The following is a 12,450-nucleotide window of genomic DNA, read 5'->3' on the forward strand; positions in this document are numbered from 1 at the left end:
TTCCAGGATGAGCCGAGTGCTTGCGCGGCATCTTCTACTACGCGCAGATTATATTTTTTAGCAATCGCATACAGGCGATCCATGTCGATTGGCAAGCCAGCCAAATAAACAGGAATAATTGCCTTGGTGCGAGGTGTAATGACGGCTTCCAGCTTGTCCAGATCGATATTATGGGTAAGTGGATCGATATCAGCAAATACCGGTGTTGCACCAGTTTCAATAATGACATTGGCGGTGGCAACCCAAGAAATCGGTGTTGTAATGACCTCGTCTCCGGGGCCAATGCCAGCGATCCGTAATGCAATTTCCATCGTGCAGGTACCGGAGTTGAAGGTCCGCACCGGACGACCACCAAAATAGGTAGATAACTGACTTTCAAAAGCCTGTACTTTAGGCCCGCTTGTGATCCAGCCAGAACGCAACACATCGCTCACTGCGGCGATGGTGTCTTCGTCGATGGTTGGCTTGGAGAATGGGAGAAATGGTTGTTGGCTCATAGCGATGTGGATCACAATATTTTAAGTAAATAAATTCCAATTGATGGAAATAAATTCAAATGTTAAAAATAGCGGGTTAAGTATAACGCGACTATAGCTCGGACTTGGCTGGAGAAAGCTTCGGCGAGTTCTGCACTCCAAAGCCTGCTACCGCCTATATTTAACTGCGCGTGAGTAACACAACACCGACAATAATGACGCCAATCCCCATTATTCGTTGCGCCGAAATGACTTCACCCAAAAAGTACCACGCGCCAATCGCGCTGACGATGTAACCCAACGAAAGCATTGGGTAAGCGATGGTTACGTCGACGCGGGAAAGTCCGATGATCCAGACACAAACTGAAATAACATAGCAGGTCAAACCACCGAGGATCGGCAATTGCGTGATCAGTTTAATGCCGGTTGGAAACCAGTTTTCGCTCGTCAAGTGAATGGCGCCGACTGCATTGGTTCCTGCTTTAAGGAGTAATTGTGCCAATGCATTGAGCAATACACCAGTCAAAATAAAGCCGAAGGTCGTAATATTCATGGGCCCTATTCCTTTTGGGACGAAATTGATGTGGGTGATGTGGCATCGGCATCTGGCATGGACGACGATGGTTCAGGCGAAGCCGGATTTCCTCCCATTTTAGGAACATTAGCTGGATTCGATTTTTCACCAGGTTTAAGCATTGCATTAGTTACTACTACACGCCTTGGATCTTGCGCAATGACACGCATTGGGATGCCACTTTTTTGCAACTCTACATAATTTTCGGGGCGCATGATCGCAACATCTTTCTTGCCAGCCGCGTGGTCTGCAGTCCACTTCACCGCAAACGCATCGACTGTCGGAATCCATAATTGCGGCTCTTGCGTGAGACCGAACTCGAGTTCATCCATATGCTGCACCATAATCATGGTGCGACGTAGATAAAATGGCAATGACTGCTCATATTTCCCTACAACATAAATGGGGGTTTCTGGCGTCAACTCGGCCTCAATCGCAGGAACCATGTCGATACCAGCTGAGTAACGACCTTGCGGATCATGTCCGTACATTAGGAGCTGTCCACCCACAAAACCGCTGGCAGCCAAAGCCACAATTGCCCATTCTTTTTGACGACGTGAAAGGAGCAAGGCGGCGACAGCGCCAATGCAAGCAATGACCGATGCCGCAAATACCCATGGAACATGAGCCGCCATGAGTGGTGCGGAGAATGCATCTTTTGCCAGAGAAGGTATTTTCCAGGCGAGCGCTACACCGACCAAGCCAGGAATAAGTAAGACTAATGCCGAGGCATTGATTGCCTTGTTTGAGGCTCTATCCAGATGGCAAGCAATGAGTAAAGCTAACGACGGAAAAATCGGCAAGATGTAGGACGGCAGCTTCGAGTCAGAAATACTGAAAAAGACGAAAATGAACAGTGTCCAAATTAATAACATCTTTTTCGGCTGGAAGCCGGATGCTGCGTTGCGTTCGTGTGCACCGTTCCATAAACTCTGGAAAAGGACGCCTAACCATGGAATAATGCCCAACAGCAAAATTGGCACAAAGTAATAGGGTGGTCCATAACGATGATGAATCTTGCTGGTGAACCGCTGGAACTGCTCATGGATGAAGAAAAATTGCGGAAACTCGGGATTTTTGAGCGTAATTAGAACAAACCAAGGGGTGGCGATCACAAAAAACAGGATCAGTCCTTTTAACAGATGCAAGCGTTTCCAGATCGCCCAATCGCGTGAAAACACGGTGTAGAGCACAAGAACAGCACCAGGTATAAGTATGCCAATAAGTCCCTTCGACAGCACAGACAAGGCCATGCCCGCCCAACACACCAGCATCCAGTTGCGTTGTTGTGCAGCAGTGGCGTCAGTACGCTGTGCCAACAGTAAGCCAGACAGCGAAAGTGTCATCATCGCAGCGAGGCCCATATCAAGCGTATTGATATGACCCAACCCAGCCCACAGAAAGCTGGAGCCAAGCACCAAGGCGGCAAAAAATCCAATCCGTTCCGAAAATACTTTACGGCCGGTGTATGCCACCAGCACAACTCCTAGCAAACCACATAAACCAGTCCACAAACGTGCCTGCCATTCACCCAGGCCAAACACTTGAAAGGTCAATGCGTTCATCCAGGTTTGTAGAGGTGGCTTTTCAAAATACTTGATACCATTTAATCGCAATGTGATCCAGTCGCCCGTGGCCACCATCTCGCGCGCCATTTCAGCGTAGCGACCTTCATCGCTCGGGACTAACGTCCTTGCACCTAACATGTAGCACCAAATGATGCAAAACAGGAGAAACAACACCCATACGAAGGTTTTGGATTTATGCAGTTCACGCATCTTTGGCGAGTTCCTTGGTTGGTGGTGTCGGAACGACTAGTTCGAAAATTAATGCTAAGGCGACCTTGCGGCCCTCAGCCATCAAAATGTTGTATGTTCGGCATGCCGCCTGATTATCCATACACTCCACGCCGATACGACGTGCAGTCAGTACGGTGGTCAATTTGGGATGGATGAAGCGCTGCCGTTTGCCTGTACCTAGTATTACCACGTCGGGATTGGTACTGCCGATATGTGCGAAGTGTTCGGGGTCTAGTCGATCAAAGCTCCGAACAGGCCAGGCGACTGGCGGTAATTCAGGCAAAACGAGAAGGCTGTAATTAAAACGCACCATGTTGATGTCGACACCGTCGTCATCGTAAGCGGTTACGGTTTGATATTGTTGTGTAGTAGTGTGATGAAGCTTCATAGTCTGATTCTCCGCGTGATTGACTGCTATTAGACCGTCTACAGTCCGCCAATTCCCGTAAAAAGGAAAATAAAGTGCTGCATTGTAGCGTTTTCCATGGGGAACGACGTGGTATTACATGATAATTTGATTGATAAAGCGCTTCGCTTTCGGCAAAATGGTTAGTTCTGGCCTATTTTTTACGTCAGTGAGATGCGCTAGTACCCTGGATAGTTAATGTAATTCCTAAATGTAGCCATTTAGTGCAACCATTAACGCAGCAACCCAGTGACACGCATTAGCGGATGTGATTGTCATCAACTAACAAGGAATGCGCTGTGCGGACGATTAAAAAATCAAAAAAACTGGACGACGTTTGCTACGATATCCGTGGGCCTGTGCTGGAAAAAGCACGGCAAATGGAAGAAGAAGGCCACAAAATTATTAAGTTAAACATTGGCAATCTGGCCGTGTTTGGCTTTGAACCGCCTGATGAAATCGTTCAGGATATGATCCGCAACATGGGTAATGCCGCCGGTTATACGGATTCTAAGGGTATGTTTGCGCCACGTAAATCGGTGATGCATTACACCCAACAAAAGAAAATCCAGGGCGTCACGATTGAGGATATCTATCTTGGCAACGGTGCTTCGGAACTGATTGTGATGAGTATGAATGCGCTACTCAATACCGGCGACGAAGTGTTGGTACCATCGCCCGACTATCCGTTATGGACTGCTGCAGTGAGTCTGTCGGGGGGGATTCCACGCCATTATATTTGCGATGAAAAAGCGGATTGGTTCCCTGATATTGCTGATATAAGAAGTAAAATCAACGCCAACACGCGTGCGATTGTTGTCATCAATCCGAATAATCCTACCGGTGCTTTGTATCCGGATACGTTGCTGCAAGAAATAGTTGATCTGGCGCGTGAGCATCAGCTGATCATCTTTGCAGATGAAATATACGACAAAGTGTTATACGACGGGCACACCCACACCTCGCTTGCGTCGCTTGCCGATGATGTGCTGTTTATTACCTTTAACGGCTTATCAAAAAATTACCGTTCATGCGGATATCGGGCTGGCTGGATGGTTGTGTCGGGCGAAAAAAGACATGCAAAAAGTTACATCGAAGGCTTGAACATGCTGGCGTCAATGCGTTTGTGCGCCAACGCACCAGGTCAATATGCGATTCAAACCGCGTTAGGTGGTTACCAGAGTATCAATGACCTGGTGAGTCCCACCGGTCGTCTGACCCGTCAGCGTGATATGGCGTATAAGTTGCTGACTGATATTCCTGGGGTGACATGCGTTAAGCCAAAAGCGGCGCTGTATATGTTTCCGCGCCTCGATCCACATATGTACCCGATTGCTGATGATCAGGATTTTGCTTATCAGTTGCTGGCCGAGGAACGGGTCTTAGTCGTGCAGGGAACTGGCTTTAATTGCCCGACGCAAGATCATTTTCGCGTGGTATTTTTGCCAAATACGGACGATTTGGCAGTGTCGGTTGGGCGAATTGCGCACTTTCTCGAAGGGTATCGCAAGCGGCACGGTACTGCGTAAAGTGCTCTCAATAAGAAGTACATCAAACATCGAATACAGCTAACACCTTAAATTTATTAATCGATGAACTTCATGTTGTTGTTCATCCCGTCGAATTGGCCTAAGTGCCATTTCGCTAGTAGCATTTTTTACAGATAGTAGAGACTATGAAATCCATCAAAGTAGGTTTGCTTGGCATCGGCACGGTCGGGTCCGGTACGTTCAATGTATTGAAACGCAATCAGCAGGAAATCGCAGCACGCGCTGGTCGCGGTATTGAAATTACGATGGTGGCCGATCTCAATACTGAGCGCGCAAAACAATTGACCAATGGCGAAGTGGAAGTGGTGAACGACGCCAGCCTTGTCATCAATAACCCAGATATTGACATCGTCATTGAGCTGATCGGCGGCTACGGCATCGCGAAAGATCTGGTCCTGAAAGCGATTGCGAATGGCAAACATGTAGTAACAGCAAACAAAGCGTTAATTGCGATTCATGGAAACGAAATTTTCAAAGCAGCACAGGAAAAAGGCGTCATCGTGGCATTTGAGGCCGCTGTTGCTGGCGGCATTCCTATCATAAAAGCGTTACGCGAAGGTCTGACGGCTAATCGCATCGAATGGATCGCTGGGATCATCAACGGTACTACGAACTTCATTTTGTCCGAAATGCGGGATAAAGGGCTTGATTTCGAAGTTGTCCTGAAGGAAGCGCAACGCTTGGGCTACGCCGAAGCGGATCCGACTTTTGATATTGAAGGCGTAGACGCGGCGCATAAGCTAACGATCATGGCGGCAATTGCGTTTGGTATTCCTGTGCAATTTAATAAGGCCCATGTTGAAGGCATAACAAAGTTGCAGGCGACGGATATTCGCTACGCTGAACAACTTGGTTACCGTATTAAGTTACTCGGTATTACCAAACGGACGGCGGCAGGTATTGAGTTGCGCGTGCATCCAACTTTGGTACCGGCAAGTCGTTTGATTGCAAACGTCGAGGGTGCGATGAATGCGGTGCTGGTCCGTGGCGATGCGGTTGGTGAAACGCTCTATTACGGCAAGGGTGCCGGTTCCGAGCCTACCGCTTCAGCAGTCATTGCCGATTTGGTCGATATCACCCGATTAGCGACAGCTGACCCTGAGCATCGGGTACCACATCTGGCCTTCCAGCCAGACGCGATGACTGATATTGAGATTTTGCCGATGGCCGAAATCACCACTAGTTACTATTTGCGCATGCGTGTTACGGACCAACCGGGCGTCATTGCCGATGTGACGCGCATCCTTGCCGATTCGTTGATTTCTATCAGCGCGATGTTACAAAAAGAGCCAGCCGAAGGGGAAACCTGTACCGATATCATTATGCTGACACATCAAACGCAAGAGAAAAACGTAGAAGCGGCTATTGCCAAAATCGAAGCACTGGAGACAGTCGTTGGTACGGTCACCAAGATTCGCCTGGAAGAGTTGACTTAAGCAGAGTGTTATTTAAAGATGCCCTTCAATATAGCGCTTGATTAATTTTTTGCGCAGAAAATACGACATTACCAAGGTCAGCAAAGGTTGTATTGCTGTTTAGTGAATGCAAATAATAAACGCCACTCAGCCGGATATTTTTTTGCTTAATTGAAAAGCATTGCATAGGGTGCTGGCCTTTTTCGTTATTTGAATTAACGAACACGCAATCAGTATTTTGCTCACTTGGTCGTAATGTCGGATGTTGAATAACGAGGCAAGTAGAACTTTTATAGCGCCTAACGTTGTGGCGCAGCATGATTGGGATCGTACCGTATGCATAAATTATTGATCGTTTTAGTATGTCTTTTACCGCTGACTGCCTTTGCTGAAGCGCAAGACCCTTGTCTCACTCAGCGCAATACCATTGAGATAAATGCATGTGGACAGAAGCAGTTTGAGCAAAGCGATCGCTCCCTCAACCAAGTTTATCAATCGTTGTTAAAAAAATTCTCAGACAAAGATACGCCTGATAGTCAGAATTCAGTCATTAAGCAGTATCTGGTTAATGCGCAACGTGCCTGGGTAACATTCAGGGAAAATGATTGCAAGGCAATTTATACCTACAACGAAGGCGGAACAATCCGAACCATTGCTTACTTGGGTTGCATGACCCAACATGCGGCTCAGCGAACTAAAGATTTAAAGGAATTTAGCTCAAGCGACCAGTGATCTGGTCCGGTGCTTATGTGTCGGCGATGTAGTTGGTAGCCCTAAAAAATAACGCATATAAAAAGCGACCGGCGTGAGCGGGCCGCTGTTTGCATTTTTTGAGTCACACGACGTTAAGCATGTTTTATTCCAAATTCTGTACTTGTTCCCGCATTTGGTCGATTAATAGTTTAAGTTCCATTGACGCGTCGGCGAGTTCTTTGATCGCCGCTTTTGAACCAACCGTGTTAGCCTCGCGATTCAGTTCTTGCATCATAAAATCAAGCCGTTTCCCGACAGGACCGCCTTTTTTCAAAATGTGGCGGGTTTCAGTTAAATGCGCACCTAGTCGAGACAGTTCTTCTGCAATATCAATCCGAATCCCATATAGTGTTACTTCCTGTCTAATCCTATCCATTGCTTCATCACGCGACAGCCCAGACGCTGGGCCGGCTGCGGTAGAATCCGGCTGAGCCAAACCTAAGGCTTCTTGCATACGGGCAATGGCCTTTTGCTGAAATTGGGCGATCACTTGTGGCACCAATGGAGTGATTCTTTGGACAATGATTTCCATCGCATCAATACGTGCAATGATGGTCGCAGTCAGTGCAGAACCTTCGCGCACGCGTGACTCAGCAAAGGCGTCGAGCGTCGTCGCCATCGTAGTCTGAACGTCTGCTTGAAGCATATCCTGACTAATGACAGTCTCTTCGATCACGCCAGGCCAGCGCAATAATTCACCAACTGATAGCGGGCTCGCCTCACCAAACTGTTTCTGCACGGTATTTTGTAGTTCGGCTAACGCTGCCAAGAGCATCGTATTTAACGTTTGGCTGCTGTCATTACCTGCTTTGCGTCCAAAACTTAGTCGGCACTCGACTTTGCCACGACTGATGCGCGCCATAATTGCCTCACGCAACGCAGGTTCCAACGCCCTCAGATCGTCATTAATTCGGAATTGCAAATCTAAAAAACGTGAATTCACGCTTTTCAGCTCTATAGTAATGGTGCCGGCAGCGCTTTGATAGGTATTGACGGCATAGCCGGTCATGCTGGAAATAGTCAAAATAAAGTCCTCTTTGATTCTTGTTTACAAATTTATGAATTATCAAGACAATCTCAGTCACGCAGCAGATTATGGGATCAAAATCACCGACAACTGATAGGACTACGATCGTATGGCAGCACAAAACAATGCTCCACTGCCTGATGGGCTTAAGCTCGCTGGATATCGCATTGTAAAGAAGATTGCTTCGGGCGGGTTCAGTATTGTCTACCTGGCCTATGACGATGAAGGCAATGCCGTCGCTATAAAGGAATATTTGCCGAGTTCGCTGGCATTACGTCAATGGGGGGAGTTGTCACCGGCGATTCCTCCCGAAAATTTGCCTATTTTTCGCATCGGCCTTAAATGTTTTTTTGAAGAAGGGCGCTCGCTCGCCCATATTTCCCATCCGAACGTTGTTAGTGTACTGAATTTCTTTCGCGCTAATGACACAGTCTATATGGTCATGGCATATGAGTCAGGACGCTCGCTACAAGAGCATATTTTGCGACGTCGGGACAAGGGTGAAAAACCGCTGGTTTCTGAAAGATTTATACGTAAGATGTTTCATCAAGTCATGAATGGGTTGCGCGAAGTTCATACGCACAAGCTGTTACATCTGGATATCAAACCGGCGAATATTTATTTACGCGCTGACGGGACGCCGATTTTGCTGGATTTTGGTGCCGCCCGACAAACGTTGCGCACTGATTCTCCCAAACTATATCCTATGTACACGCCTGGTTTTGCACCTGCAGAGTTGTATGAAAAAAATGGTGAGTTAGGGCCGTGGACCGATATTTATAGTATTGGCGCCTCTATATTTGCGTGTATGACAGGTGCGCCACCGCAACCGGTCGATCAGCGCAAGCTTAATGACAAAATGCAGGAGCATTTTCGTAAGTTGGAAGGGTTCTATACCCCTGAATTAATTCAGGTAGTCCGTTGGAGCCTGATGATTGATCCTTTAGAGCGCCCCCAAAGTGTATTTGCATTGCAGCGAGCGTTAATGACACCTGTACATAAAGAAGAATTGCGAATTATGGATAAAGTGTCGCGCAAGGTACGGAGCTTGTTTTTTTCACACTTACAGTTTCGTCGCCGATTGCCAATTCCTGCGGAAACCATTCAGGAAAATACCCGATGTTAGTGCTCTTAAGTGATAATTTATCTCAAGCCCATCGCAACGCGATCCGTATTGTAGGCAAAAGCAGCGATGGTGTGGGAAAGCACGTGTAACATTGAAAACCAATCGACCTCAAGCGTTATTCACACCTTGCCAATGAAGGCCTTCACGGCGACAATTCAAGCCTCTCGACATACCGCCTGTTAAATAGGTGAAACGTTTAAAGATGAGGAAAGCGAAAAAGCGATAGAAGAAATTCGGTACGTTATAGAAAAATCAACGACCGCGACGACTCCTTTCATGGCATCACCGATTATTAAGGAATAACAATGCTGTCTGCTTCACATAAATTCACCCGTCCAAGTGGCCGTTCCGCCGACGCTTTGCGTCCTGTGCGCCTGACCCGCAATTACACCAAGCATGCCGAAGGCTCAGTATTGATTGAGTTTGGCGACACCAAAGTCATTTGTACCGCAAGCCTTTCGGACAAAGTCCCCGGTTTCCTAAAAGGCAAAGGGCAAGGCTGGCTGACAGCAGAGTACGGCATGCTGCCACGCTCCACCAACACGCGTATGGATCGTGAAGCCGCGCGTGGTAAGCAATCTGGCCGAACGCAAGAAATACAACGATTAATAGGGCGCTCCTTGCGCGCGGCCTTTGATCTGGAAGCCTTTGGCGAGCGAACGTTGCATCTTGATTGCGATGTCATCCAGGCCGATGGCGGTACCCGCACGGCGGCTATTACCGGCGCGATGGTTGCTGCTTACGACGCATTTTCTACGCTAGTCGATAGCAAGGCGATCACCGCTATACCGCTGAAGCATTTTGTGGCTGCGATTTCAGTTGGTGTCGTTCAGGGTTCGCCTGTACTGGATTTGGATTATCTTGAAGATTCCGGCTGCGATACGGACATGAATGTGGTGATGACCGATGCCGGCCATTTTATTGAAGTGCAGGGCACTGCAGAAGGTGTGGCATTTGATCGTTCGACGCTAAATAGTTTGCTGGATCTGGCACAAACCGGTATCGGTCAATTGATAGCGATGCAGCGTGAAGTACTGGGCTTATCAGCATAGTCCGTTGATCGGCAGGCATCAAAGCAGTATCGAAGCGCGTGACACAAGGCCAGGTAAATAAAATCGCCCCCCTTTTTGCCTGCCGTTTAACGCGGTTTTGGTCGCTGCTTGTTACAAATGCTGCGCCCTGTCTATAGCCATGATTCTGCCTGTTTACCCTCCTTCTACCAGCGATGCTAGAGTATTGTCTTTATACGTTTTGTTTTGAGTTACCTATCTATGTTACGCACTCTGGTTTTAGCATCAAATAACGCTGGCAAATTAAAAGAATTTGGTCAATTGCTCTCCCGCGTTGGATTCGACGTGCATCCACAGGGCGAATTTAACGTTCCTGAAGCGGATGAACCATACCTGACATTTGTTGAAAATGCATTGACTAAAGCACGTCATGCCGCCCGACTGACGGGGCAGCCCGCTTTGGCTGACGATTCCGGCGTATGCGTTAATGCGCTGCAAGGTGCACCCGGCGTATTGTCAGCGCGCTATGCTGGCGAACCCAAATCCGATGCGGAAAACAATCGCAAACTAGTAACAGATCTTGTCCAGCATCAAGACAAATCGGCTTATTATTATTGTGTGCTGGTATTTGTGCGTCACGCTAACGATCCACAGCCAGTCATTGCAGATGGCAGCTGGCACGGAGAAATCATCGCGGAACCACGCGGCGATGGTGGATTTGGTTACGATGCGCATTTTCTGTTGCCTGATTTAGGAAAAACTGCCGCTGAGCTGACTTCGAGTGAAAAAAATGCTCTGTCACATCGCGGTCAGGCGTTACGCGCACTAGTTGAAAAATTGCGATGATTCCTATTAAGCTTATTGGCAGCACGCCAACCAAAACAAAAGTGGCCTCGGCAGAAAGTTCGGTTGAAACTTTGGACGGCGCAGCGCAAGCAGCGCTCGCTTATTTAAAGCCAGGACATTTACATCTGAGCGCATTACCGCCGCTATCACTATATGTACATTTTCCGTGGTGTGTCAAAAAGTGCCCGTATTGCGACTTCAATTCGCACGAGGCAAAGGGCGGTTTTCCAGAAGAAGAATATCTCACCGCGTTGCGGGCTGATCTCGAAAATGCGTTACCGCTTATTTGGGGTCGCAAGATATACTCAATTTTCATCGGTGGAGGAACGCCCAGTTTGATGTCTGCAGCGGGACTCGATCGCTTAATGTCGGATATTCGTGCACTACTACCGCTGGATGGCGCTGCCGAAATAACGATGGAGGCTAATCCGGGTACTTTCGAAGTCGAGAAGTTCAAGTCCTATCGCGCTAGTGGAATAAATCGGCTGTCGATTGGAATTCAAAGTTTCAATGGCCGCCACCTTCAAGCATTAGGGCGGATTCACGATGATGGCGAAGCGCGTCGCGCTGTCGAGATCGCGCAACAGACATTTGATAACTTTAATCTGGATCTGATGTATGCGTTGCCCGGCCAGACGCAGGAAGAAGCACGCCATGACGTCACGACAGCTATCGGTTTCGCCCCCCCGCATCTATCGATGTACCACTTGACGCTGGAGCCGAATACTTATTTCGCCAAATATCCCCCGCTAGTTCCTGATGATGATGCCAGCGCCGAAATGCAAGATATGATCACCGCGTTAACGGCCGAAGCGGGTTATGGACATTATGAAGTATCGGCTTACGCTCAGCCCGGTCGACAAGCGCGACACAATTTGAATTATTGGCAGTTTGGGGACTATCTGGGTATTGGTGCCGGTGCGCACTCAAAAATATCCTTTCCCCATCGCGTGATTCGACAAGTCCGCTACAAGCAACCCAAAGCCTATTTGGAACAAACCAGACTTGGCAACGTAGTGCAAGAAGAGGTTGAGATTGAAAGAGGCGAGTTAGGATTTGAATTCATGCTAAACGCATTGCGGCTAAATGGCGGTTTCGAGGTCAATCTATTTGCCGAACGAACCGGCATGTCTCTGAGTACGATCGAAAAATCTCTAAACGACGCGGAAGCAAAAGGTTTACTTTATCGAGATCATAAATTGATTAAACCTACAGCGCTTGGGGAGCGCTTTTTGAATGATTTACAGCAGATGTTTTTGGTAGATTAATTAGAATTAAGCCCGCTAATGACATTTAAAACAAAAAAATTCAAACATTGTCTAAAATTTAGCATCCAGCTATCGTCATTTCAGCGCGACTTATGTATAATTCGCCTCTCTGGAAGTGTGGCCGAGTGGTTGAAGGCACTAGTCTTGAAAACTAGCGACGGTTTATCCCGTTCGTGAGTTCGAATCTCACCGCTTCCGCC

The 12,450-nt window shown here is 47.8% G+C and carries 12 protein-coding genes and 1 tRNA gene; 8 read left to right on the forward strand and 5 right to left on the reverse strand.

Annotated elements, in window-relative coordinates:
* The 4 genes from QN379_RS22175 to QN379_RS22190 all read right to left on the reverse strand — a co-directional run.
* Positions 1–497 (reverse strand): DegT/DnrJ/EryC1/StrS aminotransferase family protein (locus QN379_RS22175; protein ID WP_323507636.1); only part of this gene is annotated, 497 nt, incomplete at its 3' end.
* 160 nt (positions 498–657) lie between these two features.
* On the reverse strand, positions 658–1,029 hold the full coding sequence (locus tag QN379_RS22180; protein ID WP_323507637.1) for an EamA family transporter: 372 nt from the start codon (positions 1,027–1,029) through the stop codon (positions 658–660).
* A 5-nt stretch (positions 1,030–1,034) separates the two neighbouring features.
* Entirely contained in the window at positions 1,035–2,828 is a 1,794-nt protein-coding gene (locus tag QN379_RS22185; protein WP_323507638.1) for a glycosyltransferase family 39 protein, read from the reverse strand.
* Positions 2,821–3,237 carry an Mth938-like domain-containing protein gene (locus QN379_RS22190; protein WP_322238436.1) on the reverse strand — a complete coding sequence of 139 codons (417 nt, stop codon included), beginning with the start codon at positions 3,235–3,237 and terminating at the stop codon, positions 2,821–2,823. The genes QN379_RS22185 and QN379_RS22190 overlap by 8 nt, the downstream gene beginning before the upstream one ends.
* A 317-nt stretch (positions 3,238–3,554) precedes the next feature.
* Here QN379_RS22190 and QN379_RS22195 point away from each other — a divergent pair, with 317 nt between their 5' ends.
* From QN379_RS22195 to QN379_RS22205, 3 genes are all read left to right on the forward strand, one after another.
* Positions 3,555–4,784: a pyridoxal phosphate-dependent aminotransferase gene (locus QN379_RS22195; protein WP_322238438.1), complete on the forward strand. Its 1,230-nt coding sequence runs from the start codon at positions 3,555–3,557 to the stop codon at positions 4,782–4,784.
* A gap of 146 nt (positions 4,785–4,930) precedes the next feature.
* Positions 4,931–6,241 (forward strand): homoserine dehydrogenase, encoded by a 1,311-nt coding sequence (locus tag QN379_RS22200; RefSeq protein WP_323507639.1) that lies wholly within the window; start codon positions 4,931–4,933, stop codon positions 6,239–6,241.
* Positions 6,242–6,556: 315 nt separating this feature from the next.
* Positions 6,557–6,952, forward strand: coding sequence for a lysozyme inhibitor LprI family protein (locus QN379_RS22205; RefSeq protein ID WP_323507640.1), 396 nt, complete (start codon positions 6,557–6,559; stop codon positions 6,950–6,952).
* Between the two features lie 124 nt (positions 6,953–7,076).
* Here the strand turns inward: QN379_RS22205 and QN379_RS22210 are convergent, their stop codons facing one another.
* Complete coding sequence (locus QN379_RS22210; RefSeq protein WP_323507644.1) at positions 7,077–7,982, reverse strand: YicC/YloC family endoribonuclease; 906 nt, start codon at positions 7,980–7,982, stop codon at positions 7,077–7,079.
* Positions 7,983–8,109: 127 nt separating this feature from the next.
* On the opposite strand from QN379_RS22210, the gene QN379_RS22215 reads away from it, so the two are divergent.
* The 5 genes from QN379_RS22215 to QN379_RS22235 all read left to right on the forward strand — a co-directional run bounded on the left by QN379_RS22215 (position 8,110) and on the right by QN379_RS22235 (position 12,448).
* Positions 8,110–9,126: a serine/threonine-protein kinase gene (locus QN379_RS22215; RefSeq protein ID WP_323507641.1), complete on the forward strand. Its 1,017-nt coding sequence runs from the start codon at positions 8,110–8,112 to the stop codon at positions 9,124–9,126.
* A gap of 305 nt (positions 9,127–9,431) precedes the next feature.
* Positions 9,432–10,178, forward strand: coding sequence for a ribonuclease PH (rph, locus tag QN379_RS22220; protein ID WP_323507642.1), 747 nt, complete (start codon positions 9,432–9,434; stop codon positions 10,176–10,178).
* Positions 10,179–10,397: 219 nt separating this feature from the next.
* Positions 10,398–10,982: an RdgB/HAM1 family non-canonical purine NTP pyrophosphatase gene (gene rdgB / locus QN379_RS22225; protein ID WP_322238447.1), complete on the forward strand. Its 585-nt coding sequence runs from the start codon at positions 10,398–10,400 to the stop codon at positions 10,980–10,982.
* Entirely contained in the window at positions 10,979–12,250 is a 1,272-nt protein-coding gene (gene hemW / locus QN379_RS22230; protein ID WP_323507643.1) for a radical SAM family heme chaperone HemW, read from the forward strand. The genes rdgB and hemW overlap by 4 nt, the downstream gene beginning before the upstream one ends.
* Before the next feature lie 111 nt (positions 12,251–12,361).
* Positions 12,362–12,448: transfer RNA gene (locus QN379_RS22235), tRNA-Ser, on the forward strand.
* Positions 12,449–12,450 lie beyond the last annotated feature (2 nt).

It is taken from the genome of Glaciimonas sp. Gout2 (assembly GCF_035018905.1).
In the GTDB taxonomy this organism is placed as follows: Bacteria; Pseudomonadota; Gammaproteobacteria; order Burkholderiales; family Burkholderiaceae_D; genus Glaciimonas.